This window comes from Dechloromonas denitrificans, from assembly GCF_001551835.1.
GTDB classification, from domain to species: Bacteria; Pseudomonadota; Gammaproteobacteria; order Burkholderiales; family Rhodocyclaceae; genus Azonexus; species Azonexus denitrificans.
This window is the reverse complement of record NZ_LODL01000035.1, coordinates 593,820-618,343: the sequence shown is the minus strand read 5'-3', so window position 1 is coordinate 618,343 and position 24,524 is coordinate 593,820. Positions and strand designations below refer to the sequence as shown.

Below are 24,524 nucleotides of genomic sequence, written 5' to 3'. Positions count from 1 at the left end.
GGGCAAAAACCGGTGGCTGAGCCGGATTACTCGAACTCGATGATAATCTGGTCCACCGACAGGCTTTCGCCGGCCGCCGCCGAAATCTTTTTCACCTTGCAGTCCTGGTCGGCCTTGAGGATGTTTTCCATCTTCATGGCTTCGATCACGGCCAATTTTTCGCCGGCCTTGACGTCCTGACCGACCTTGACCGCGACTTCGCGGAGCAGGCCCGGCATCGGCGAGAGCAGGAACTTGGAAAGATCCGGTGCGGCCTTCTCGGGCATCAGGGCCAACAGTTCGGCAGCGCGAGCGCTCATCACCATGAAGTCGGCGCGGGTGCCCCAGTGGAACAGGCTGTACTTGGTCTTGTGACGTTCGACCTGCAGCGTGAATTCCTCGCCGTTGCAGGTGCCATTGAACAGCGACTCGCCGAGTTTCCAGCCGGACAGGATCTCGTAGGTCTCACCCTTGTACTCGACATGGTAGCCGCCGGGAATCGGACGGGCGACCACCAGATGGTTCTCGTTGCCGTTCGGGTTGAGGCGGACGACGCACCAGTTGTCGCCGACGATGCGCTCATGGCCCTGCAGCTGGCCAGTGATCGAAGCGGAACGGTCGGTAAAGGCACGGTACACATAGGCGGCAACCGAAACCAGCAGGGCCGGATCATCGTGCGGCACCATCGAGGCATCGAAGCCCTTCGGATATTCCTCGGCGATGAAGCCGGTGTTGAAGTTGCCGGACTGGAAGCGCGGGTGCTGCATCAGGGCCGCCTGGAACGGAATGTTCGAGGAAATACCGCGGATCACGAAACCGTTCAGCGCGTCACGCATGCGGGAAATGGCTTGCTCGCGGGTAGCACCGTGCACGATCAGCTTGGCGATCATCGAGTCGTAGAACATCGAGATCTCGCCACCGTCGTAAACGCCGGTATCGACCCGAACCTGACCCGGAATCTCGGCCGGCGGCTGGAACTTGACCAGACGACCGGTCGAGGGCAGGAAGCCGCGGAACGGGTCTTCGGCATTGATCCGGCATTCCATCGCCCAGCCGTTGATGGTGACATCGGCCTGGGCCAGCGGCAGCTTTTCGCCGTAGGCGACGCGGATCATCTGCTCGACCAGGTCGAGGCCGGTGATCAGCTCGGTGACCGGGTGTTCGACCTGCAGACGGGTGTTCATTTCCAGGAAGTAGAACTCCTTGGTCGCGCCGCTGACGACGAACTCGACCGTGCCGGCCGATTCGTAGTTCACCGCGCGAGCCAGGGCCACGGCCTGTTCGCCCATCGCCTTGCGCATCTCGGGGTCGACGAAGGGGCTCGGCGCCTCTTCGATGACCTTCTGGTGACGACGCTGGATCGAGCAGTCGCGCTCGTTCAGGTACACGTAGTTGCCGTGCGAGTCGCCCAGCACCTGGATTTCGATGTGGCGCGGTTCGAGCACGTATTTTTCGATGAAGACGCGGTCGTCGCCGAAGGAGTTGCGGGCTTCATTGACGCAGGAAGAGAAACCTTCGTGCGCTTCGGCATCGTTGAAGGCGACGCGCAGACCCTTGCCGCCGCCGCCGGCGGAGGCCTTGATCATCACCGGATAGCCGATGTTCTTGGCAATCGCGACCGCTTCGTCCGGACCGGCGATGGCATCGTTGTAACCCGGAATGGTGTTGACCTTGGCGGCGATGGCGAGCTTCTTGGACTCGATCTTGTCACCCATCTTGGCCACCGAGTAGTGCTTCGGACCGATGAACTTGATGCCTTCTTCTTCCAAGCGACGCGAGAACTCGGCGTTCTCGGACAGAAAGCCGTAGCCCGGGTGGACTGCTTCAGCGCCGGTCTGCTTGCAGGCAGCGATGATCTTGTCCATCACCAGGTAGGACTCTTTCGACGCAGCCGGGCCGATACAGACGGCTTCGTCGGCCAGATCGACGTGCAGCGCATCCTTGTCGGCTTCGGAATAGACGGCGACGGTCTTGATGCCCATCTTGCGGGCGGTCTTGATGACGCGGCAGGCAATTTCGCCGCGGTTGGCAATCAGAATCTTCTTGAACATATTCCTGTTTCTCCCTGACGCTTACAGAGGAATGTTGCCGTGCTTGCGCCACGGGTTGTCGAGTTTCTTGTCACGCAGCATGGCCAGCGAACGGGCGATGCGCTTGCGGGTAGCGTGCGGCATGATGACGTCGTCGATGAAGCCACGGGCGCCGGCCACGAACGGGTTGGCGAACTTTTCCTTGTACTCGGCTTCGCGCTCGGCCAGCTTTTCCGGATTGTTCTTTTCTTCACGGAAGATGATTTCGACAGCGCCCTTCGGGCCCATCACGGCGATTTCAGCCGACGGCCAGGCCAGGTTGACGTCGCCGCGCAGGTGCTTCGACGACATCACGTCGTAGGCACCGCCGTAAGCCTTGCGGGTAATCACGGTGACCTTCGGCACGGTACATTCGGCGTAGGCATAGAGCAGCTTGGCGCCGTGCTTGATAATGCCGCCGTATTCCTGCGTGGTGCCTGGCATGAAGCCCGGGACGTCGACGAAGGTGACGACCGGAATGTTGAAGGCATCGCAGAAGCGGACGAAGCGGGCCGCCTTGATCGAGGACTTGATGTCCAGACAGCCGGCCAGGACCAGCGGCTGGTTGGCGACGATGCCGACCGGGTGGCCGTCAACGCGGCCGAAACCGATGATGATGTTCTTGGCGTAATCCGGCTGCAGTTCGAAGAAGTCGTTGTCGTCGACCACCTTGATCAGCAGTTCCTTCATGTCGTACGGCTTGTTGGCGTTGTCCGGGACCAGCGTGTCGAGCGAATGGTCGAAGCGGTCGACCGGGTCGTTGGTCGGCGTCACCGGCGGCTTTTCGCGGTTGTTGGCCGGCACGAAATTCATGAAGCGGCGCAGCATGGAGAGGGCTTCGACGTCGTTCTCGAAAGCCAGGTCAGCAACGCCCGACTTGCTGGTGTGGGTCACCGCACCGCCCAGTTCCTCGGCGGTCACGTCTTCGTGGGTCACCGTCTTGACGACTTCCGGACCGGTCACGAACATGTAGGAGGAGTCCTTGACCATGAAGATGAAATCGGTCATCGACGGCGAGTACACCGCGCCACCGGCACAGGGGCCCATGATCATCGAGATCTGCGGCACGACGCCGGAAGCCATCACGTTGCGCTGAAAGACGTCGGCGTAACCACCGAGGGAGGCAACGCCTTCCTGGATGCGGGCGCCGCCCGAATCGTTCAAGCCGATCACCGGGGCACCGACCTTCATCGCCTGGTCCATCACCTTGCAGATCTTCTCGGCGTGGGTTTCCGACAGCGAGCCGCCGAAAACGGTGAAGTCCTGCGAGAAGACGAAGACCAGACGACCGTTGATCGTGCCGTAACCGACGACGACACCGTCACCCGGGGTCTTTTCGGCTTCATTCATGCCGAAATCGACGCAGCGGTGTTCCTTGAACATGTCCCATTCTTCGAAGGAATTGGGATCGAGCAGCAGTTCGAGACGTTCGCGGGCGGTCAGCTTGCCCTTCTTGTGCTGGCTGTCGATACGTTTCTGGCCACCGCCGAGGCGGGCCAGTTCACGCTTTTTTTCCAGCTGGCGGATGATGTCGTGCATAGAAACTCCCTTAGTGGTTCGGGTAATTTGAAATCAGTGTTTCAGATAGTCGAGCAGCGCATACGCGGCGGCAGCCGGGGTCGTATGGCCCTGTTCGACGGAGAGAGTCAGCGCCGGCAGGTTTTCCTGCACGCGCGGATGATGACGGAAGTGCTGACGCAGGCCGGAATCGATCAGTTGCCACATCCAGCTCAGCGACTGGTGCTGGCGCTTGGCGGCGAACTCGCCGGTCGGCTTCAGCGCCGCCTGGTATTTCTCGATCTGTTCCCAGAAATCGACGATGCCTTCCTTGTGCAGGGCCGACAGCGCGATCACCGGCGGCGCCCAGTTCGGTGACGCCGGGCGCAGCATGTGCAGCGCGTTGCGCCACTGGGCGCGAACCACCGCCGTCGCCTGGCGGTCGATATCGGCCTTGTTGATGACCACCAGATCGGCGATCTCGACAATACCCTTCTTGATCGCCTGCAGGTCGTCGCCGGCATTCGGCAACTGCAGCAGACAGAACATGTCGACCATGCCGGCCACCGTCGTTTCCGACTGGCCGACGCCGACCGTCTCGACGATGATGACGTCGAAACCGGCCGCCTCGCAGAGCAGCATCGCCTCGCGCGTCTTTTCGGCAACGCCGCCCAGCGAACCGGCCGACGGGCTGGGCCGGATGAAGGCTTCCTCGCGCTGGCACAGCTGCTCCATGCGCGTCTTGTCGCCGAGGATGGAACCGCCCGACACCGACGACGACGGGTCGACGGCGAGCACGGCCAGCTTCTTGCCTTGCTCGATCAGCCAGACGCCAAGCGCCTCGATGAAGGTGGACTTGCCCGCCCCTGGCACGCCGGAGATGCCGATGCGGATCGCGTTGCCGGTCTGCGGCAGCAACGCGTTGAGCACCTGCTGGGCGCGCTGCTGATGATCATGGCGGGTCGATTCGATCAGCGTGATGGCCTTGGCCAGCGCACGGCGCTGACCGGCCAGCACGCCGTCGACCAGCGCCTGATCGGCGGTAGAAAGCGAATGAGCCAACACGGGAGCTTCGCCCAGCTTCATCCGGACTTAGCCGCGGGCCTTGCGGATTTCGGCCAGCACCTTGATCGCCGAATCCTCGATCCGCGTGCCCGGCCCGAAAATGGCCTTGGCCCCGGCGTTGTACAGGTAATCGTAGTCCTGGGCCGGGATGACACCGCCGGCGAAGACAATGATGTCGTCGGCGCCCTGGGCCTGCAGCGACTTGACCAGCTCCGGCAGCAGGGTCTTGTGCCCGGCCGCCAGCGAGGAAACGCCGATTGCATGGACGTCGTTTTCGATGGCCTGACGGGCGGCTTCTTCCGGCGTCTGGAACAGCGGCCCCATGTCGATGTCGAAACCGAGGTCGGCAAATGCCGTGGCGACGACCTTGGCGCCCCGGTCATGGCCATCCTGGCCGAGCTTGGCGATCATGATGCGCGGCCGACGGCCTTCTTCCTCGGCAAACTTGGCGATATCGGCCTTGATGCTTTCCCAGCTTTCCTGACCTTCCACGACACCTCCGTACACACCCGAAATGGTCTGGTTGTTGGCGCGGAAACGACCAAAGATCTTTTCCAGCGCATCGGACACTTCACCGACCGTGGCCCGCAGGCGCATCGCCTTGACGGTCAGGTCGAGCAGGTTGCCGTCGCCGGTTTCGGCCGCCTTGGTTAATGCCTCCAGCGCAGCGTTGACCGCAGCACTGTCGCGCGTCGCACGAATCTGCTTGAGGCGGGCGACCTGCGCGTCACGCACGGCGTGGTTGTCGATATCGAGGATGTCGATCGCGTCTTCCTTGGCCAGCTTGTACTTGTTGACGCCGACGATGACGTCCTTGCCGGAGTCGATGCGCGCCTGCTTGTCGGCGGCACAGGTTTCGACCTGCATCTTGGCCCAGCCCGATTCGACGGCCTTGGTCATGCCGCCCATCGCCTCGATTTCCTCGATGATGCTCCAGGCCTTGTCGGCCATGTCCTGGGTCAGCTTTTCCATCATGTAGGAGCCGGCCCACGGATCGACGACGTTGGTGATGTGGGTTTCTTCCTGGATGATCAGCTGCGTGTTGCGGGCGATACGCGACGAGAACTCGGTCGGCAGCGCGATCGCTTCGTCGAGCGCGTTGGTGTGCAGCGACTGGGTACCGCCGAAGACCGCCGCCATCGCTTCGATGGTGGTGCGGACGACGTTGTTGTAAGGATCCTGCTCGGTCAGCGACCAGCCGGAAGTCTGGCTGTGCGTACGCAGCATCATCGACTTCGGGCTCTTGGCGTTGAACTTGGTCATGATGCGGTGCCACAGCAAACGGGCGGCGCGCATCTTGGCGATTTCCAGATAGAAGTTCATGCCCACCGCCCAGAAGAAGGACAGGCGGCCGGCAAAGGTGTCGACATCCATGCCGGAAGCGACGCCGGTGCGGACGTATTCCATGCCGTCGGCCAGCGTGAAGGCCAGTTCGATGGCCTGGTTGGCGCCGGCTTCCTGGATGTGATAACCGGAAATCGAGATCGAGTTGAACTTCGGCATGTGCTGCGCCGTGTAGCCGAAAATGTCGGCAATGATCTTCATCGACGGTTTGGGCGGATAGATATAGGTATTCCGCACCATAAACTCTTTGAGGATGTCGTTCTGGATGGTGCCGGACAGCTTGTCCTGCGCCACACCCTGTTCCTCGGCGGCGACGATGTAGCCGGCGAGAATCGGCAGCACGGCGCCGTTCATCGTCATTGACACCGACACCTTGTCGAGCGGAATGCTGTCGAAGAGGATCTTCATGTCTTCGACCGAGTCGATCGCCACGCCGGCCTTGCCGACGTCGCCGGTGACGCGGGCATTGTCCGAGTCGTAACCACGGTGGGTCGCCAGGTCGAAGGCGACCGAAACACCCTGGCCGCCGGCGGCCAGCGCCTTGCGGTAGAAGGCGTTGGAGGCCTCGGCGGTGGAGAAGCCGGCGTACTGGCGGATGGTCCACGGCTTGACGGCATACATCGTCGGCTGCGGGCCGCGCAGGTAGGGCGCGAAGCCGGGCAGGGTGTCGGCAAAGTCCAGACCGTCGACGTCCGATTTCGTATACAGCGGCTTGACGCTCAGGCCTTCCGGGGTATTCCAGTTCAGATTCTTGACGTCGCCACCCGGTGAGTGTTTCGCGGCGGCCTTTTCCCAGGCATCCAGATTATTGGAATCAAAGAACTTTTCAGACATGACACACCCCTCGCTGATTCGATTTTTTCAGGCCGATGATGCAGAATTCAAAATTCTACGCCTCTGGACCCAGCTTGACATACCAAGCCCAGCATAATACTTTATCCATAATTATGGACGCAAGTCAGCCAAGTACCGGCTTGCTCAATCACACCACACCGAAAACATGAACCGTATTGCACCAACCGCGCTTTATCAGGAAGTGGCCGAACGTTTGCGCCAACGCATCTTCGCCCACGAGCTGACTCCCGGTACCTGGATCGACGAGCAGAAACTCGCCGAACAATACGGTATCTCCCGTACCCCTTTGCGCGAAGCGCTCAAGGTGCTCGCTTCGGAAGGTCTGGTTGAACTGAAGCCGCGGCGCGGCTGCTACGTCACCGAAATTTCCCGGCAGGATCTCGACGACATCTTCCCGCTGATGGCGATGCTGGAAGGACGCTGCGCTGCGGAAGCGGTCAAGGCGGCCAAGACGGCTGACATCACCGCGCTCAAGAACATCCATGCCGAACTCGAATCGGCGGCGCGCGAAGGCCGGATCGATGCCTTCTTCGAAGCCAACCAGGAATTCCACCGGAAAATCCAGGAATTGTCGGGCAATCGCTGGCTGCTCTCGGTCATCCAGGATTTGCGCAAGGTGCTCAAACTGTCGCGCCTGCATTCACTGTCGCTGGAAGGGCGCCTGCAGCAGTCGCTGGACGAGCATCGCCTGATCATGGCGGCGATGGAATCCGGCGATGCGGGCCGGGCCGAAAAGGTGATGCACGATCACCTGTTGTCCGGTCGTGAAGCGCTGGCCAAGATCGAGACCTCGACCGGCGGCAAATCCGGCTAGGCTGCCGCCGGCTCATTCCCGCCGCAACGGGAATGAGCCGTTTGACTCGCCGGGCGGCTAGCGCATCTGGTTTTCGATACTACTGAACAACCTGTCGTAAATGGCGACCAGGGCATCGCGGTCGGCACTGCCCTTGACCCACTGCCGGCTCTGCACGGCGGCGATCGCTTCTTTTTCAATTTCCGGCAGACTGGCGATATTGATTTCCTCGCCATGCAGGATCGCCGTCACATCGGCCCGCGCCTTCTGGGCGAGGGCGACCAGACGCATCGAGTCGGTCATCGTCTGCGCGCCGCCGCCGATCGTTCCGGACAAGGCGCCGACCTCGGCGGCGGAGGTGGCCGAAACCGTCAGCTTCTGCGAGAACTCGTTCGCCGTTTCCCGGGCATCCGAGACGGAGTGGCTAAGTTCGCCGATCTGCGTGGTTGCTGCGGCCATCGAACTGGAAATAGCGGCAATCGCCCCGGCGATTTCCTCTGAAGCCTTCAGCGACTGATCGGCCAGCTTGCGGACCTCGTCGGCAACCACGGCAAAGCCGCGGCCCGCCTCGCCGGCGCGCGCCGCTTCGATGGCGGCATTGAGCGCCAGCAGATTGGTCTGCTTGGCAATGCCGTCGATGCGACCGGTCAGGTCGCGAATGGCATCGGCCTTGTCATTGAGGTCGGCCAGGGCCTGCACCCCACTCTCGGCCGAATGCTGGGCGCCGCCAAGGGCGCCGGACATCCGGTTGGCCGCATCGGCCATCTCGCTGGCCGAATGGGCGAAATCGCCGGCCAGCGACTCGGAATGACGGGAATGCACACCGACTTCCTGCAAGGCGGCACTGACGTGCTCGATCGCCATCGACAGACCGCGCTCGGAACGGAGGAAGATCCGGGAAAGCAGCGCTTCCCGGGCAATCGACTCCTGCGCCACGCTCAACTGGTCGAGCAGGCTCTGCATCTGGGCCAGCACATCCTTGAAGGTGCCGTGCAGGCCGGTGGTTTGCAGGCGACGCCAATGCCGGCTCTCGGAGGTCGCGTTCATCGCGCCGAGAATTTCGCGGAAGGTGGTTTCCGTCTGGTCGAGCACCGAGTTCAGATTGACCCGGATCGCCTCCAGCCGCGGCGAATTCACGGCATTCGGCATTCTCGCCACCAGTTCGCCCTGGCCGACCCTTTGCAGCAGGTGGTCGAGATCGACCAGCGGCCCTGCGGTTTGGCGGTCCGGCCAGAGAGCGAATAGCATGGCCGGGAGCAGGCAGAGTGCCGCCGCCCAGGGCGCGTAAAACGCCGCGCCCAGACCGAGGGCGATCAGCGCGACCAGCAGCAGGCGCTTAAAGGGAAAAGACGAGTTCTTCATAACCCATTCCAGTCTGTTTCAGCAGGTCGAGCAGGACCTGGGTGCCGGCGGCGATAGCGTCGCGCGCTCCGGCCGCACGTTCGGCCGCCAGCATCTGCTGGTACACCGGTTCAATTTTGGCGAGGGCGGAACGCTGCGGGCAACGGCGCACCGAGGTGTAGCCGACGATGTTGCGCCGCAGGTCGAAATCCGGCGAAATATGGGTAAATACCCAGTAGAAACTACCATCCTTGGCCAGGTTCTTGACGTAGCCAAAGAACTCCTGCCCCGCCTGGATGGTGTCCCAGGCCAGCTTGAAGGCAGCCCGCGGCATGTCGGGGTGACGAATGATGTTGTGCTGCGAGCCTAGCAATTCGGCCTCGCTGTAGCCGGAAAACTCGATGAAGATCGGATTTCCGTAAGTAATAATGCCCTTGGCGCTGGTTTTCGAGACGATGAAATCATCCTCCCGCATCAGGCGCTCGACCGTTGTCGGTGCGATTCCGCGTTTCATTGCTGGCCCTCCTTTAATTCTGCAGCCCTGCCGAAGCAGGCGTCGAATTTACTACACACCACACGACTTTCGCCAAGCGATGGCGCAATAAAAAAACCCCGATGGCGCCTGCCATCGGGGTTTTGCGGAGCAACTGGAAAATCAGTGGTTGCTGGCCGAGGCGGCGCCGTAACCGGTCTGCGCCCGGACGTACTGATCTTCGAAGGCTTCGATTTCCTTGCCAGCGCGTACGCTGGAGTCGGTCTTCGAGAAGATGAAGGCAAGCAGGAAAGCAATCGGCATGGCAAACAGTGCCGGCTGCGTGTAGGGGAAGAGCGGTGCCGCGTTATGCAGCACATCGACCCAAACCGACTTCGAGAAAAGTACGAAGAGGACGGCGGAGACCAGACCGCCGTAGCCGCCGAACAGCGCGCCGCGGGTGGTCAGACCCTTCCAGTACATGGACAGGATGAGTACCGGGAAGTTGGCAGCGGCCGCCACCCCGAAGGCGAGGCCGACCATGAAGGCGATGTTCTGCTTCTCGAACAGGATGCCGAGGATGATGGCGACAAAGCCGAGGCAGATGGTGGCGATCTTCGAGACGCGGATTTCCTTCTCTTCCGAAGCCGTTCCCTTCATGATGACGCGGGCGTAGAGGTCATGCGAGATGGCCGAGGCACCGGCCAGGGCCAGACCGGAGACGACGGCCAGGATGGTGGCGAAGGCGACCGCGGCCAGGAAGCCGAGCAGCATGTTGCCGCCGACCGCCTTGGCCAGGTGCATGGCGACCATGTTGCCGCCGCCGATCAGCTTGGCGCCGACCGTGCCACCTTCGAAGAACTCGGGGTTCTGGCCGACGATGATGATGCCGCACAGGCCCATGATGAAGATGACGTTGAAGAAGTAGGCAACGAAGCCGGAGGCGTAGAGCACCGACTTGCGCGCTTCCTTGGCGTCGGTCACCGTGAAGAAGCGCATCAGGATGTGCGGCAGGCCGGCGGTGCCGAACATCAGGCCGAGACCGAGCGAAATGGCGGTGACCGGATCGGCCAGCAGGCTACCCGGATACATCAGCTTGTTGCCCAGCTTATGCACCGAAGTCGCCTTTTCCAGCAAGGTCTGGAACGAGAAGCCGAACTGGCCGAAGGCGAGGAACATGACCAGCGTACCGCCGGCAAGCAGCATGCAGGCCTTGATGATCTGCACCCAGGTCGTCGCGACCATGCCACCGAAGGTGACATAGACCATCATCAGGATGCCGACGGCGAAGATGGCGACGTTGTATTCCAGGCCGAAGAGCAGCTTGATCAACTGACCGGCACCGACCATCTGGGCGATCAGGTAGAAGCAGACCACGATCAGCGAGGAAATCGCCGCCATGGTGCGCACCTTACCCTGGTCGAGGCGGTAGGCGGTGATGTCGGAGAAGGTGAACTTGCCGAGATTGCGCAGACGTTCGGCCATCAGGAACAGGATGATCGGCCAGCCGGCGAAGAAGGCCAGCATGTAGATGTAGCCGTCGTAACCCTGGCTGTAGACCATGGCGGTCAGACCGAGCAGGGTGGCGGCCGACATGTAGTCGCCGGCAATCGCCAGACCGTTCTGGAAGCCGGTGATGCCGCCGCCGGCGGTGTAGAAATCGGCGGTCGACTTGGTGCGGCTGGCCGCCCAGTAGGTAATGCCCATCGTCATGAAGACGAAGATGCAGAACATGATGATGGCGTGCCAGTTGGTCGCCTGCTTTTCAGCGGCGCCCAGCGGATCGCCGGCCGCAACGGCCAGCGCGGAGAGGCTCAGCAGTCCGAGCGCGGTAATCAGTTGGCGCATCATTTCTGCTCCTTCCAGGCTTCCTTGACGATTTCCTGCGTCAAGCTATCGAACTCGGTGTTGGCCCGCTTCACATACACGGCGGTCAGCACCCAGAAGAAAATGAACATGAACAGTTCGACGGCGACCCCCACCGTCCACATCGAACCTTCAGCAAGCGGCTGGCCGAGGGATGCCGGATTAAAGGCAACCACCATCACGAAGCCGTAAAACATGGTCAAAACGATAAATGCCAACGTCCAGGCAAAGCGTCCCCGTCGGGCGACGAGTTCCTGGAACTTCGGGTTGGCCCGCATTCGCTCATACATCGCGCTGCTCATGGCTTGATCTCCCTAATTAATAATTACCGAAAAAACCGGCGGCAGTATTGTATCTTATATAAGACATTAACGAATAATGAATTGGGCGCCGCCTATAATGGCGGACTTCCCATAATGGATATATGTGATGGCCACGGTCGACCTTTCCTGCACTGGCGAAATCGCCACCCTGACCCTGAACAACCCCGGCAAGCTGAACGCCATCGATCTGGCGATGTGGCAGCAACTGGCCGAAAACATGGCCAAATTGTCGGTCGACCGCAGCATTCGCTGCGTCGTCATCCGCGGTGCCGGCCACGAGGCCTTCGCCGCCGGCGGCGATCTGGAAGAGTTCGTCACCGGCCGCGCCACGCTGGAACAGGCGCTGCACTATCACGGCCAGGTCGCCAGCGCGCTGAACGCCATTGCCGATTGCCCGCACCCGACCGTCGCCCTGATCCAGGGCGCCTGCATCGGTGGCGGCCTGGAAATAGCCGGCGTCTGCGATCTGCGCATCTGCGCCGAGAACGCCCGCTTCGGGGCACCGATCAACAAGCTCGGTTTCTCGATGTATCCCGGCGAAATGGAAGGTCTGCTCAAGCTGGCCGGAGCGGCGGTGATCAAGGAAATCCTGCTCGAAGGGCGCATCCTGACCGCCACCGAAGCCTACGAAAAAGGCCTGGTCACCCGCGTCGTACCCGAGTCGCAGGTCGAGGACGAAGCCTATGCCACGGCCCGCCGCATCGGCGCCGGTGCCCCCCTGGTCGCCGGCTGGCACAAGCAGTGGATACGCCGGCTGCAAAGCGGCAAGCCACTGAACGACGAAGAAAAGGCGGCCTCCTTCGCCTTCCTCGACACCGAAGATTACAAGGAAGGCCTCGCCGCCTTCCTGGAAAAGCGCAAGCCGGTTTTCAAGGCACAGTAAGCCCCGTGCTCAGGCGCCGTACAGGCTCCACAGCATTTTTGCCGAAAGGACGAGCAGCAGGCCGGCAAAAATGCGCTTGAGGACGACAACCGGCAGGCGATGGGCGAGGCCGGCGCCGAGCGGCGCCACCGCCACACTGGCGAGCAGGATGACGACCAGCGCCGGCAGGTAGACGAAGCCGAGGCTGCCGGCCGGCAGCTCGCCATGCCCCCAGCCGTTCCAGACATAGCCGAGGGTGCCGCCGACGGCGATCGGCAGGCCGACCGCGGCCGAGGTGCCGATCGCCTGGTGCGGCCGGACATTGCACCAGATCAGGTAAGGCACGGTCAGCGCGCCGCCGCCCATCGCCGCCAGGCTGGCGATGGCGCCGATCAGGCTGCCGGCCAACCCGAGGCCGGCCCGCCCGGGCAAGCTGCGGCTCGGCGTCGGGCGCAGGTTGGCGAACATCTGCAGGGCAATGAACAGCATGAAGGCGACGTAGAAGATGGCCAGCGCCCGCGACGAAATGCCGGCCGCCAGTTGGGCGCCGAGCAGCGTACAGAGCAGGATGCCCGGGGTCAGGCGGCGCATCACCGGCCACAGTACGGCGCGGTGGGCGTGATGGGCGCGCAGGCTGGACAGCGAGGTGAACAGGATGGTCGCCATCGCCGTGCCGAGCGCCAGATGCAGCACCTCGCGGCCGGGAAAGCCTTGCCAGGTGAAGATGACGGTCAGCACCGGCACCACCACCACACCGCCGCCGACGCCGAGCAGGCCGGCAAAGAAACCGGCCGCGGCGCCGGTCAGCAGATAGATCGGAATGACATCGAGCGGCATTACCGGGGCCGGCGTTTAGCGGCCGCCGGATTCGACCCAGCGGACGATGCCGTCGACACTGCGGAAATCGTCGCAAGCCCGCACCGGCACATTCGGCGCCAGTTCGGCGAAGAGCCGGCTCAGCGCATTGCCGGGGCCGATTTCGAGCACCGCATCCGGCTGCATTTCAGCCACCGCCTGCAGGCAGGCCGCCCAGTCGAGCGGCGTGCAGATCTGGCGGGCCAGCGCATCGAGTGCCGGACGGGCCGTCCGGGCCGGCGTCGCATCGATGGCGCTGAGTACCGGAAAAGCCAGGCGGGCATCGGGCAGCAAATCAAGGCATTTCTGGAAGTCGACCGCAGCACTCCTCAGTTGCGGCGTATGCGACGGCGTGCGTACCGCCAGCTGGACCAGGCGACTGGCGCCGGCCGCCGTGAACTGCTCGGCGACGGCGAGCAGGCCGGGGCGCGGCCCGGCCACCACCAGATGGCGCGGTGCATTGCGGATGGCGACGGCGAGGCCGGCGGCGGCGGCCATACCCTCGACCAGCGCTTCGTCGAGACCGAGCACGGCCAACATTCCCTGTTCACCGCTCACCGCAGCATCCATCAGGGCGGCGCGTTTGGCGCACAAGTCCAGGCCGGCGCTGGCGGAAAAAGCGCCTGCCGCGCTACAGGCCGCCATTTCGCCCAGCGAATAGCCGGCGGCACAGATTGGCCGGGGCAGGCGCGGCTGCAACTGCCCCCAGAGCAGCATCTGCTGCGCGAAGATCAGCGGCTGGGCGATGCTGTTTTTTGCCAGTTTTTCCGCATCGCCCCCAGGGCCAGCCGTTGTTTCCGTGGTCGCCGCCGGCCCGGCCAACTCCGGCAGCAAATGGCGCAGTTGATCGCGCAGCGCCGCATCGGGCCCGTCCATCACCTGTTGCCAGTGGGCCGGGCCTTGCCCGCCCTGGCCGCTGAAGAGGAGGGCGAGGCGCATGTTCAGGCCAGGCCGTCGAGTTCGGCCAGGAACAGCGTGATGCCGAGCAGGTCGGCACTGCCGCCGGGGCTGAGGCGACGGGCGACGAAATCACGGTCGATGCCGACAGCGCGGGTCCGCCAGTCGGCGGCGAGCACGCCACCAGCGGCCAGGAAATCGGCAGCGGCACGGCGGCCGTAGTCCAGCCCGGCACGCCCGCCGCGCCAGAGCAGGTTGGTGTCTTCCAGCTCGGCGATCAGCGCGAACAGCGCCTGCATCGCAGCCAGTTCGCCATCGCCGGTGGCGGCCAGGGCCGCGCGGTAGGCCGGCAGACCGACGTTGAGGGCGGCCGGAAAGCCGCTCGCCGCTTCCTGCCTTGCGCCGCCGCTGCCATCGCGGCGGGCGACGATCAGGCCGTGGCTGAGCGGTGCGTCGGCGCTTGTCTCGCTCAGGCCGGCCAGAATGTCCGCCCCCCAGCAGCGGCGGACAACGGCACAGGCCGCTTCGGCACTGCTCGCCGCGCCCTCGGCCTGCAGAACACCGAGTGCCGCACAGAGCAGGCCGAGGTTGAAAATTGCCCCGCGATGGGTGTTGACCGCAGCGGTCGCCGCCAGCATGTCCGCTTCGGCCGCGATGCCGAGCGCCCGCAGCGGCGCGAAACCGGGGCGCTGCAAACCGCAGGCGGCAATCGCCGGGAAGTAGCCCCGCAAGGCCTGCAGGCTGCGCATGAAGGTGGTGAAATCCATGTCGGGGTGGCTGCCGTTACCAGTCGGGCCGACCAGGCCGGGCTTGCCGTCGAGCGCCACTTCGCGGTACAGGCTGCGGATGGCCAGCCGGCCGACGCGGGCGGCAAACAGTTCGCCGGCCGGCGCAGCAATTGGCTGCGGGCGATGGCGCGGCAGGGCGCGTTCAAGCATGGCAAAGCTCCGGCAACAAGCTGGCGGTCAAGGCGTGCAGCGGCCACAGGCCGACCTCGTGCTCGCCCTTGACCAGGACCTGGGCACCCGGCTGGCCGAGCTGCCCGGCGATTTCCCGCCAGGCGGCGGCATGGCCGCCGGGGAAGCGCAACTCGCCATCCAGCCGGCAGGGCAGTTCGGCGGCCGCCTGCTGCATGGCCGGCAACATGGCGGCGAATTGGCCGACCTGCTCGATATCGCAAATCAGGTCGATGTCGGAGTCGGCATGGCGGTAGCTTTCCCCGCTCAGCACCTCCCAGGCCAGCGAGCCGTACACGCCGAGGCGGGCCGAACAGGTAGCTGCCTGGGCCGCCAGCCGGGCCAGCACGACGGCCTGCCCGGCCGGCAACCGGGACAGACAGTCGGCAATGGCCAGCGGCCGCCGAATCGCGGCAATGGCGCTGCGGTCGACGCTGAGCGACAGCCTTTTTCGCTGCAACGTCGTCGGCAGGCTGAGGCCAAGCAGCCGGCACTCGCCGTCGGCCGACTGGCGGGCGGCGACCAGCGGCCGCCCGTCGTCGATCCATTGCCGGGCGGCTTGCCAGTAGGCATCGCCGGGCTCGCTGCAGGGCGTCACAAAGGCCGCGTCCGGCTGCAGATAGACGAGATCGTGGCGGCGCATCGGATCAGGCGCCGAGCACGGTGTTCTGGACCATCTTGGCGACACCGGCCGCCAGTTGGCGGCCACCGCGGCTCAGGCCGCAGCCCATCCGCTGATCGGTCACCGGCGTCGTCTGCACGGCGGCGAGCAGCGCCCGCTCCAGCAACTCGGCCGAAGCCGCGGGCCAGATCGCCTCGATGCCGCCCATCCGGACATAGCTCTCGGCGCCCGGCGCGAAAATCGGCGAACTGGCCGCCAACTCGACCAGTCGCTCGTGGGCGATCTTGGTCACCCGCGCCATCGCCCGCAGATCCATGACGCGGACCTGGGCGTCAGCCAGCGCATAAGCCTTGTCGGCCATCAGCCCGAAGGACAGGAAGCCGCCGCTGACCGCATTGGCGGTGACCAGGCTGAGCGAGGCGTGGCCCTGGCGGCGCGCCAGATCGACGCAACTGGCGAGATGGGCCAGCGAGCCGTTCAGGCACAACAGTTCCTGACTGCGCGACAGGGCCTGGCCGCTGGTATCGACCAGGAAGACCAGCGGCCGGCCGGGGTGCTGCTCGACGGTGTCGAGGATGAAATCGGCCAGTGCCAGCGCCATCGCATGGTCAATCGCCGCCGCGTCGGTGGTGCCGAGCACGGCAACCGGACCCTGCGCCGTCTGCGCCTGGCCGGTAATCACCGAATTGGCGACGTCGACCGCATGACCGGCCGGGAACAGGCTATCGAGAATGTCGTTGAGGCTCATGTCGGCAATCCTTCCTTCAAGGCGACCAGGCTATCGCGGTCGAGCAGCGGCACGCTTTCCGGCTCGGCAACGCCGAGCGCCGCCCACACCTGCAGGCCGTCGCGCAGCGCGCCATAGGCGGCGAGGCGGTTTTTCAGCACCTGCTGCCGGGCACGCAGGCCGGCGAGGCTCGGTGCCGGTTCCGTCCAGCCGGCGAGAAACTCCGTGGCGCCGCGGCGGAAGGCGGCGAGGTCGTCTTCGACCAGCATCGCGCAGTCGCCCATCAGGTAGCGATGCTTGCCGCCGGTGACGCGCCAGACCAGCGCCCGGTCCTTGGCATCGAATTCCTCGACGCCGGCCACCGTTTCGATGACCTCCGGCCCGGACAGCGCCAGCCGGCCTTCCTCGGAAATCAGGATGGCCGAACAGAGCTTGGCGACGATACCCATGCCGCCGAAGGCGCCGCAGCTGCCGCCGACCAGCGCGACGACCGGGACGCCGGCGGCGCGGACGTCGAGCACGGCGCGCATGATTTCGGAAATGGCGATCAGGCCGGCGTTGGCCTCATGCAGCCGAACGCCGCCGGAGTCGATCAGGAAGAGCACGGCGGCCGGCTTTTCCTTGACCGCCCGGCGCAGCAGGCCGACGATCTTGGCGCCGTGGATTTCGCCGACGGCCCCCCCCATGAACTGGCCTTCCTGGGCTGCGGCAAAAACAGCCTTGCCAGCCAGTCGACCGCAGCCAATGACCACGCCGTCGTCAAAGGCGCCGGGCAGGTCGAGCTGGGCCAGATGCGGGCTGGGCTGCGCTTCGGCCGGCGGCAGGATTTCGCGGAAACTGCCGGCGTCGAGCAGGCCGGCAAGGCGGGCGCGGGCAGTCGCCTCGAACCAACTATGACGGGTCGCGAGTGACGGGTTCATTGCGCACCTCCCTGGTATTCGGCCAGCGCCTGCGCCAGGCGCAGCGTGACGACAGCAGGGGTTGCCCCCATATCGTTGATGGCGATGGCGGTGCCGCCGGCAGCATGGGCCGCGGCGAAGCTGCCCAGCACGGCACGCCAGGTCTCGCCGAAACCACGGGCCGAGGTCTTGATGCGGACCGCGCAGGCGGTCGGTTCATCGCCGGCCTTGACCAGGATTTCCAGGTTGCCGGAGCCGACAACACCGCACAGCGCCGGGTTGGCCGCCCGGGAAACGGGCGCCGAGTCGAAACGAAAATCGAGAGTTTCCATGGCGTTCACCAATTGCGGAAGCGGGACGGTGGGGCGTAGAGGCCGCCGGACCAGCGCACCAGATCCTTGACGGAACGGGCGGCCAATAGATCGCGCGTCGCCTGGCGCGGGTCGATGCCGAGGTCTTCAGGACGGCGGACGATGCCGCGGTCGCGCAGGTTCTCGACCATCGCCTTGTCGCGCGCCAGGCCGACCGGCGTGAAGCCGGCGACACCGCGGATGGCCTGTTCGCGCTCTTCCGGGCTACGGCAGAGCAGCAGGTTGGCGATGCCTTCCTCGGTGACGACATGGCTGACGTCATCGCCGTAGATCATGATCGGCGGCAGTTCGGCGCCCATCGTTTTCTGCAGCTGCCAGGCGTCAAGTTCCTCGACGAAAACCGGCGCCATGTGCTCGCGGAAGGTTTCGACCATCTGCACGACCAGCTTGCGGCCGCGAATGGCGTTCGGCCCGTAGGCCTCGCGCCCGGCTTTCAACCAGGCCGGACTGGCATGCCGCCGGCCGTGCGGGTCGGAGCCCATATTCGGGGCGCCGCCGAAACCGGTGATCCGGCCCAGCGTCGCCGTCGAACTGTTGCCGGCCATGTCCATCTGCAAGGTCGAGCCGATGAACATGTCGCAGGCGTAGAGGCCGGCCGTCTGGCTGAAGGCCCGGTTCGAACGCATGCTGCCGTCGGCGCCGGTGAAAAAGACGTCGGAACGGGCCGAAATGTAGGCATCCATGCCGACTTCCGAACCGAAGCAATGCACCGATTCGACGAAACCGGATTCGATGGCCGGGATCAGCGTCGGGTGCGGATTGAGCGCCCAATGCGTGCAGATCTTGCCCTTCAGGCCGAGATCGGCGGCATAGGTCGGCAACAGCAGTTCGATCGCCGCAGTGTCGAAGCCGATGCCGTGGTTCAGGCGGGTGACGCCATATTCCGCGTAGATGCCCTTGATCGCCATCATCGCCATCAATACCTGGACTTCGGTGATCTGCGCCGGGTCGCGGGTGAACAGCGGCTCGATGTAGTTCGGCTTCGGTGCCAGCACGGTGAAATCGACCCAGTCGGCCGGCACGTCGACACGCGGCAGTTTTTCCAGCCGCTCATTGACCTGGGCGATCACGATGCCGCCCTTGAAGGCGGTGGCTTCGACGATGGCCGGCGTGTCCTCGGTGTTCGGCCCGAGGTAGAGATTGCCGTCGGCATCGGCCGCCTGCGCCGCGATCAGCGCCACATTCGGCGTCAGGTCGAGGAAGTAGCGGCCGAACAGTTCGAGATAGGTATGAATCGCCCCGATCTCGATGCGCTGCTCCTGGACCAGCTTGGCCAGCCGGGCGCCCTGCGGGCCGCTGAAAGAAAAGTCGAGGCGGTTTGCCAGGCCGCGCTCGAAAAGGTCCACATGGCTCGGCAGAGCCAGGACTGACTGGACCAGACTGAGGTGATTGATACGTTCCGGGCTGCAATCAGCCAGGGACTCGGAGAGGAAATCGGCCTGCTTCTGGTTGTTGCCTTCCAGACAGACGCGGTCGCCCGGCTGGATGACGGCTTCGAGCAGGTCAATGATGCGGTCGACCGGGATTTCCTTGCCATTTTTGCCAGCCAGGCCGAGGCTCGCCGCCCGCTCCAGGCGGCGGCCACGGCTCTGGCGCAGGCTGTCCCAGTTGCGGGGGAGCGGTGCGTTCATGATGATCGGCCTCTCAGCTCGCCACGCCCATGACCAGATCCGGCAGCCAGGTGGCGATGCCCGGGAAGAGGCAGAGCAGCAGTACGGCGAGGAACATCAGGCCAAGGAAAGGCATGACGCCCCAGACGATGTCCTTCAACGGAATATCCGGTGCGACGTTCTTGATGACGAAGATGTTCAGCCCGACCGGCGGATGGATCAGGCCCATTTCCATGACCACGGTCATCACGATGCCGAACCAGATCAAGTCGAAACCGGCATCCTTCAGCGGCGGCAGGATGATCGGCGCAGTCATCAGGATGATCGACACCGGCGGCAGGAAGAAGCCGAGGACCACGACGAAGAGCAGGATGGCGGCGAGCAGCAGCCACTTCGACAGGTGCATGGCGACGATCCACTCGGCGGCGCCCTGGCTGATGTGCAGGTAGCTCATCACATAGGAGTAGAGCAGCGACATGCCGATGATGAACATCAGCATGGTCGATTCCTTCAACGTGCTGTTGAGGATCGGCTTCAGCTGCGCCGGCCGCCAGACGCCGTAGATACCGGCGATCAAGGCGAGGGCCAGGATGCCGCCGAGACCTGCGGTTTCCGACGGCGTCGCGTAGCCGCCGTAGAGCGCAGCCATGACGCCGATCAGCAGCAGCACGAAAGGAATGACGCGCGGCAGCATGCGGGTCTTGTCGGCCCGGGTCATCTTCATTTCGTCGAGGTAGGCCGACTTGGCGCCGCCGGAATGCCAGACGTCGAGCGCCGAGTTGTATTCGACCTTGAAGCGGAACACGGCATAGCCGGCAAAGAGGGCGACCAGCAGCAGGCCGGGCCCGATACCGGCAAGGAACAGGCGACCGAGCGACTGCTCGGCGGCCACCGCGAAGAGGATCATCGTGATCGACGGCGGCAGCAGGATGCCCAGCGTACCGCCGGCGGCGATGATGCCGGCCGCGAAGCCCGGCGAGTAGCCACGCGAGCGCATTTCCGGGATGCCGGCGCCGCCAATGGCGGAGCAGGTCGCCGGGCTGGAGCCGGCCATCGCCGCGAACAGCGCGCAGGCGAAGACGTTGGCAATGCCGAGGCCGCCCGGTATCTTGTGCATCCAGGCATGGATCGCCAGGTAGAGGTCGGCACCGGCCCGCGAGCGGCCGATCGCCGCACCCTTGAGGATGAACAGCGGGATCGAGAGCAGCGTGATGTTGGCCATTTCCTCGAACACGTTCTGGGTGATCGTATCGGTGGCGGCGGCCGGCATGAAGACCAGCATGAAAAGGACGGCGATGGTGCCGAGGGCAAAGGCGATCGGGATGCCGGAGAACATCACGATCAGGGTGCCCAGCCCGTAGAGCATGCCGATAGTGGATTCGGCCATGTTATTTCTCCTTCCGAACGATACCGGCAAGCAACTGCAGCAGGATCTGCAGCGACAACAGGGTCATGCCGGTGGTCATGAAGCCATAGGGAATCCACAGCGGTGGCGCCCACGACGAAGAGGTGGTCTGCCCATCAACCCAGGCTTCATGCAACAGCAGCATCGACTTCCAGGAAAAGAAGCTGCAGAACAGGAAGGAAACCAGGTCGCAGAAGACCAGGCGCAACCGATTGACCAGGGGCGGCAACAGGCTTGCGACCGCCTCGATGCCGATATGGCCGCGCTGCGACTGGACATAGCCGGCGCACATGAAGGTGGCGCCGACCAACAGGAAGACCGACATCTCGTCCTGCCAGTCGGTCGGAATCTTCAGGAAATAGCGCAGGAAGACGCTGCTGCACAGGATCAGCGAGGCAAGCAGCAAGGCGATCGACGACAGGAACATGATCGCCGTATGCAGACCCTGCATCAGGCGATTGATGCCCTCCAGAATTCCTCCCTCGGGAATCTCGGGCGCCTTGACGGCGCCCTCCAGTTCGAAGCCGTGGCTCATAGCGTCGCCTCGGCCAGCTTGAGGATGCGGGCACAGCTTTCGTTCTTGCCGGCGAAATCCTTCCAGGCGGTATCGCGGGCAATCGCCTGCCACTTCTTGACGGCGGCATCGTTGAGGTCGTAGGCCTTGCCGCCGGCCTTCTGATAAACCGCCGCCACCGCCTGGTCGTCGGCCTTGGCACCTTCCAGCGCAAAGGCTTCCATCTCGGCGCCAACCGCCATGATGACGTCCTGCTGCGCCTTGGGCAGCTTTTCGAAGACGGTGCGCGAAATCAGCAGCGGCTCGAACATGAACCAGTAAGTCTTGCCACGGCCAGTGGTCAGCGCCTTGGCCACTTCTTCAAGGCGGAAGGAAATCAGGCTGGTCGACGAGGTCATCGCCGCATCGAGCGCGCCGGTCTGCATCGCGGCGTAGATTTCGTTGGAAGGCAAAGTCAGCACCGTCGAACCGGCAGCCTTCAGCACCATGTCCATTTCACGGCTGCCGCCGCGGACCTTGAGGCCCTTGGCATCTTCCGGATTGACGATCGGCACCGTCCGGCTGGCAACTCCGCCGGCCTGCCAGATCCAGCTGACGATCAGCACGCCCTTGTCGGCCAGGATATTGGCCAGCGCCTTGCCGACTTCGGCCTTCTTCCAGCTCACTGCCTGGTCGTAATTGGTGACGATGCCGGGCATCAGGCCGATGTTGGTTTCCGGCACTTCGCCGCCGGCATAGGAAAGCGGGACCAGCGTCATGTCGAGGGCGCCCTTGCGCACCGAACTGAACTGGGCATTGGTCTTCATCAGCGACGAGCCCGGATAGACCGTACCACGCAGCGCGCCGTTGGTCCGCTTGCCGATCTCGGCACTGAAGCGGCGGCACAGACGGTCGCGGAAGTCACCCTCGGTCGCCGTGCCACCGGGAAACTGGTGGGATATCTTGAGTTCGCCGGCGCTTTGCGCCCACAGCAGATTGGGGGAAAGGGCCAGGGCGGGACTGGCAGCCAGACCTTTAAGGATATTGCGCCGTGTTTCGTTCATGATTGTCTCCTCCGGATAAATGAACAAATAACGAAGACGGTGAAACCTCACTGGCTGGCTTATCCTGACTTCCGGAATACCGCACTCTTGTTTTGTGTTCAAAAATCACCGTTGTGTATACAAGATAGGCAATGATTGAATACTGGTCAACTAATTTCGTATAATTAAATCACTGCCACAAGCCGGAGCATCAATCGTGAACAGCCCTGCCGAAATACCCGCCACCACCCGCCAGTCGGAACGCCTCGGCGAACTGATCGAGGAACGCATCGTCACCGGTGTCTACCCCCCCGGCACGCGGCTCGACGAGCAGGAACTGGCCGACACCTTCGGCGTCTCGCGGACGCCGGTGCGCGAAGCGCTGATCCAGTTATCCTCGGTCGGCCTGATCGAGATCAGGCCACGGCGCGGCGCCACCGTGCCGGAAGTCGGCGCCGACCGGGTCTGCGAAATGTTCGAGGTGATGGCCGAACTGGAGGCGATGTGCGGCCGGCTGGCCGCTCGCCGGATCACGCCGGGCGAACAACTGGCCCTGCAGGAAGCGCACCGCGCCTGCGAAGCGGCGCGCGATGCGAACACACCGGATATCTATTACCAGTTGAATGAAGTGTTTCACCAGCGCATCTACGAGGCCAGCCACAATGGCTTCCTGGTCGAGCAGGCCACGGCGCTGCACCGCCGGCTGCGCCCCTACCGGCGGCTACAGTTGCGCGTGCGCAACCGAATGGCGACCTCGTTCAACGAACATCAGGCGATCGTTGAAGCGATCATCAAGGGCGACAGCGACCTCGCCGCGGCCCAACTGCGGGCGCATGTCACGGTCCAGGGCGAGCGTTTCGCCGACCTCGTCGCGACGCTGCGCGACTTCAAGGCCGGCGCCTAAACTCAGCCGATCAGGCTGTACAGCATCTTGCTGGCGAGCAGGGCGAGAAAGCCGCCGAACGCCCGCTTCAGCTTCTTGACCGGCAGCCGGTGGGCCAGCCGGGCGCCGACCGGCGCCATCGTAATGCTCATCACGACAATGCCGAAAAAAGCCGGCAGGTAGATGTAGCCCAGGGTATAGGGCGGCAAGCCACTGTCACTCCAGCCGGCGACGATGTAGCCGATCGCCCCCGCCACCGCAATCGGAAAGCCGAGCGCCGACGAGGTGCCGACCGCCGCGTGAATGGCGACGTTGCAGAAGAGCATGAAAGGAATCGACAGGAAACCGCCACCGGCCGCGACCAGGCTGGAAATCACACCAATGATGCCGCCGACCCCGAACAGGCCGAGCGGACCGGGCAGTTGGCGATGGGCGTGCGGCTTGAAGTCGAGGATCATCTGCAGCGAGGCGTAATAGACGATGACGACGAAAATCGCCGTCATCGGCCCGGTCGGCACCTGGCCGGCGACCAGCGAACCACCGAAGGTGCCGAGTACCAGGCCCGGCGCCAGGCTGCGCACGACATCCCAGCGCACCGCGCCATGCGCGTGGTGGGCGCGCATGCTGGAAATCGATGTGAAGACGATGGTTGCCATCGAGGTACCCAGTGCCAGATGCATGACATGCTCGGGCGGGAATTGCTGAGCGACGAACAGCATGTACATGAAGGGGACCAGGGTCAGGCCGCCGCCAACGCCGAACAAGCCGGCGACAAAACCGCCGAAAATCCCCAGCAAGGGGTAGGTCAACCACCAGAGTGTCATCAGTTTTCTGCCAGACGCCGATTGATAAAGGCCCATTCATCAGCGCTCAGCGGCGTGATCGACAGCCGGTTGCCGCGGGCAAGGAGGCGCATGTTAGCAAGTTCCGGGTAACGGCGCAGTTCGGCCAACGGCAGATAGCGGGTTTTACTGACGAAACGGACGTCGCGCAGCCACCAGCGCGGCTTTTCCCGGTCGGATTTGGCATCGAAATACGGGCTGTCCGGCGCAAACTGGGTGTCGTCCGGATAAGGCTCGGAACAAACCTCGCAAATGCCGGCAATGCCCGGCTCGGCACAACCGGAGTGATAGAAGAAGGCCAGATCGCCGATTGCCATGCCGTTACGCATGAAATTGCGCGCCTGGTAATTGCGCACCCCGAACCACGGCACGCTCTGCCCGGGTGCCGCCGCCAGGTCGTCGATCGAAACCTCGTCCGGCTCCGATTTCATCAGCCAGTAGTGCATCGGCCGGAC

24 protein-coding genes are annotated in these 24,524 nt (G+C 63.9%); 3 read left to right on the top strand and 21 right to left on the bottom strand.

Annotated elements, in window-relative coordinates; all coding sequences use genetic code 11:
• Nucleotides 1–26: 26 nt before the first annotated feature.
• The 4 genes from accC to scpA are packed head-to-tail and all read right to left on the bottom strand — an operon-like array spanning nucleotide 27 to nucleotide 6,788.
• Nucleotides 27–2,030, bottom strand: coding sequence for an acetyl-CoA carboxylase biotin carboxylase subunit (gene accC / locus AT959_RS17785; RefSeq protein ID WP_066886063.1), 2,004 nt, complete (start codon nucleotides 2,028–2,030; stop codon nucleotides 27–29).
• A 21-nt stretch (nucleotides 2,031–2,051) separates the two neighbouring features.
• Nucleotides 2,052–3,587 (bottom strand): acyl-CoA carboxylase subunit beta, encoded by a 1,536-nt coding sequence (locus AT959_RS17780; RefSeq protein ID WP_066886060.1) that lies wholly within the window; start codon nucleotides 3,585–3,587, stop codon nucleotides 2,052–2,054.
• Nucleotides 3,588–3,620: 33 nt separating this feature from the next.
• On the bottom strand, nucleotides 3,621–4,631 hold the full coding sequence (gene meaB, locus AT959_RS17775; protein ID WP_066886057.1) for a methylmalonyl Co-A mutase-associated GTPase MeaB: 1,011 nt from the start codon (nucleotides 4,629–4,631) through the stop codon (nucleotides 3,621–3,623).
• 6 nt (nucleotides 4,632–4,637) lie between these two features.
• On the bottom strand, nucleotides 4,638–6,788 hold the full coding sequence (gene scpA, locus AT959_RS17770) for a methylmalonyl-CoA mutase (protein WP_066886054.1): 2,151 nt from the start codon (nucleotides 6,786–6,788) through the stop codon (nucleotides 4,638–4,640).
• Between the two features lie 166 nt (nucleotides 6,789–6,954).
• Here scpA and AT959_RS17765 point away from each other — a divergent pair, with 166 nt between their 5' ends.
• Entirely contained in the window at nucleotides 6,955–7,623 is a 669-nt protein-coding gene (locus tag AT959_RS17765; RefSeq protein WP_066886051.1) for a GntR family transcriptional regulator, read from the top strand.
• Nucleotides 7,624–7,680: 57 nt separating this feature from the next.
• Here AT959_RS17765 and AT959_RS22050 read toward each other — a convergent pair whose 3' ends face one another.
• The 4 genes from AT959_RS22050 to AT959_RS17745 all read right to left on the bottom strand — a co-directional run bounded on the left by AT959_RS22050 (nucleotide 7,681) and on the right by AT959_RS17745 (nucleotide 11,583).
• Nucleotides 7,681–8,964 carry a methyl-accepting chemotaxis protein gene (locus AT959_RS22050; RefSeq protein WP_066886049.1) on the bottom strand — a complete coding sequence of 428 codons (1,284 nt, stop codon included), beginning with the start codon at nucleotides 8,962–8,964 and terminating at the stop codon, nucleotides 7,681–7,683.
• Complete coding sequence (locus AT959_RS17755) at nucleotides 8,939–9,457, bottom strand: PAS domain-containing protein (RefSeq protein ID WP_066886046.1); 519 nt, start codon at nucleotides 9,455–9,457, stop codon at nucleotides 8,939–8,941. The genes AT959_RS22050 and AT959_RS17755 overlap by 26 nt, the downstream gene beginning before the upstream one ends.
• Nucleotides 9,458–9,598: 141 nt before the next feature.
• Nucleotides 9,599–11,266, bottom strand: a complete 1,668-nt coding sequence (locus tag AT959_RS17750) for a cation acetate symporter (RefSeq protein WP_066886043.1) — start codon at nucleotides 11,264–11,266, stop codon at nucleotides 9,599–9,601.
• Entirely contained in the window at nucleotides 11,263–11,583 is a 321-nt protein-coding gene (locus tag AT959_RS17745) for a DUF485 domain-containing protein (protein WP_205629953.1), read from the bottom strand. The genes AT959_RS17750 and AT959_RS17745 overlap by 4 nt, the downstream gene beginning before the upstream one ends.
• Nucleotides 11,584–11,710: 127 nt before the next feature.
• Here AT959_RS17745 and AT959_RS17740 point away from each other — a divergent pair, with 127 nt between their 5' ends.
• The gene (locus AT959_RS17740) at nucleotides 11,711–12,487 is read left to right on the top strand and encodes an enoyl-CoA hydratase/isomerase family protein (protein WP_066886040.1); all 777 of its coding nucleotides are present in this window, start codon (nucleotides 11,711–11,713) and stop codon (nucleotides 12,485–12,487) included.
• Between the two features lie 9 nt (nucleotides 12,488–12,496).
• On the opposite strand, the gene AT959_RS17735 is transcribed toward AT959_RS17740, so the two are convergent.
• From AT959_RS17735 to dctP, 11 genes are read right to left on the bottom strand one after another with little or no spacing between them, the layout of a single operon-like run.
• A complete protein-coding gene (locus AT959_RS17735) occupies nucleotides 12,497–13,303 on the bottom strand; it encodes a sulfite exporter TauE/SafE family protein (RefSeq protein ID WP_066886037.1) in 807 nt (268 codons plus the stop codon).
• A gap of 15 nt (nucleotides 13,304–13,318) precedes the next feature.
• Nucleotides 13,319–14,260: a malonate decarboxylase subunit epsilon gene (gene mdcH, locus AT959_RS17730; RefSeq protein ID WP_066886034.1), complete on the bottom strand. Its 942-nt coding sequence runs from the start codon at nucleotides 14,258–14,260 to the stop codon at nucleotides 13,319–13,321.
• A gap of 2 nt (nucleotides 14,261–14,262) precedes the next feature.
• Nucleotides 14,263–15,156 (bottom strand): triphosphoribosyl-dephospho-CoA synthase MdcB, encoded by an 894-nt coding sequence (mdcB, locus tag AT959_RS17725; protein WP_083518471.1) that lies wholly within the window; start codon nucleotides 15,154–15,156, stop codon nucleotides 14,263–14,265.
• Nucleotides 15,149–15,817 carry a malonate decarboxylase holo-[acyl-carrier-protein] synthase gene (mdcG, locus tag AT959_RS17720; protein WP_066886031.1) on the bottom strand — a complete coding sequence of 223 codons (669 nt, stop codon included), beginning with the start codon at nucleotides 15,815–15,817 and terminating at the stop codon, nucleotides 15,149–15,151. The genes mdcB and mdcG overlap by 8 nt, the downstream gene beginning before the upstream one ends.
• A 4-nt stretch (nucleotides 15,818–15,821) precedes the next feature.
• On the bottom strand, nucleotides 15,822–16,544 hold the full coding sequence (gene mdcE, locus AT959_RS17715) for a biotin-independent malonate decarboxylase subunit gamma (RefSeq protein ID WP_066886028.1): 723 nt from the start codon (nucleotides 16,542–16,544) through the stop codon (nucleotides 15,822–15,824).
• The gene (locus tag AT959_RS17710) at nucleotides 16,541–17,443 is read right to left on the bottom strand and encodes a biotin-independent malonate decarboxylase subunit beta (RefSeq protein WP_066886025.1); all 903 of its coding nucleotides are present in this window, start codon (nucleotides 17,441–17,443) and stop codon (nucleotides 16,541–16,543) included. Before AT959_RS17710 ends, mdcE begins: the two co-directional genes overlap by 4 nt.
• Nucleotides 17,440–17,754 carry a malonate decarboxylase acyl carrier protein gene (gene mdcC, locus AT959_RS17705; RefSeq protein WP_066886022.1) on the bottom strand — a complete coding sequence of 105 codons (315 nt, stop codon included), beginning with the start codon at nucleotides 17,752–17,754 and terminating at the stop codon, nucleotides 17,440–17,442. Before mdcC ends, AT959_RS17710 begins: the two co-directional genes overlap by 4 nt.
• Nucleotides 17,755–17,759: 5 nt before the next feature.
• Nucleotides 17,760–19,424: a malonate decarboxylase subunit alpha gene (gene mdcA / locus AT959_RS17700; RefSeq protein ID WP_066886019.1), complete on the bottom strand. Its 1,665-nt coding sequence runs from the start codon at nucleotides 19,422–19,424 to the stop codon at nucleotides 17,760–17,762.
• A 13-nt stretch (nucleotides 19,425–19,437) separates the two neighbouring features.
• A complete protein-coding gene (locus AT959_RS17695; RefSeq protein ID WP_066886017.1) occupies nucleotides 19,438–20,790 on the bottom strand; it encodes a TRAP transporter large permease in 1,353 nt (450 codons plus the stop codon).
• 1 nt (nucleotide 20,791) lies between these two features.
• Entirely contained in the window at nucleotides 20,792–21,343 is a 552-nt protein-coding gene (locus AT959_RS17690) for a TRAP transporter small permease (protein ID WP_066886014.1), read from the bottom strand.
• Nucleotides 21,340–22,365, bottom strand: coding sequence for a TRAP transporter substrate-binding protein DctP (gene dctP / locus AT959_RS17685; RefSeq protein ID WP_066886011.1), 1,026 nt, complete (start codon nucleotides 22,363–22,365; stop codon nucleotides 21,340–21,342). Before dctP ends, AT959_RS17690 begins: the two co-directional genes overlap by 4 nt.
• Before the next feature lie 196 nt (nucleotides 22,366–22,561).
• Between dctP and AT959_RS17680 the strand changes: the two genes are divergently transcribed.
• Entirely contained in the window at nucleotides 22,562–23,248 is a 687-nt protein-coding gene (locus AT959_RS17680; RefSeq protein WP_066886009.1) for a GntR family transcriptional regulator, read from the top strand.
• Nucleotides 23,249–23,250: 2 nt separating this feature from the next.
• Here the strand turns inward: AT959_RS17680 and AT959_RS17675 are convergent, their stop codons facing one another.
• Nucleotides 23,251–24,051 (bottom strand): sulfite exporter TauE/SafE family protein, encoded by an 801-nt coding sequence (locus AT959_RS17675; protein WP_066886006.1) that lies wholly within the window; start codon nucleotides 24,049–24,051, stop codon nucleotides 23,251–23,253.
• Nucleotides 24,051–24,515: an EVE domain-containing protein gene (locus AT959_RS17670; protein WP_066886003.1), complete on the bottom strand. Its 465-nt coding sequence runs from the start codon at nucleotides 24,513–24,515 to the stop codon at nucleotides 24,051–24,053. Before AT959_RS17670 ends, AT959_RS17675 begins: the two co-directional genes overlap by 1 nt.
• Between the last annotated feature and the right edge of the window lie 9 nt (nucleotides 24,516–24,524).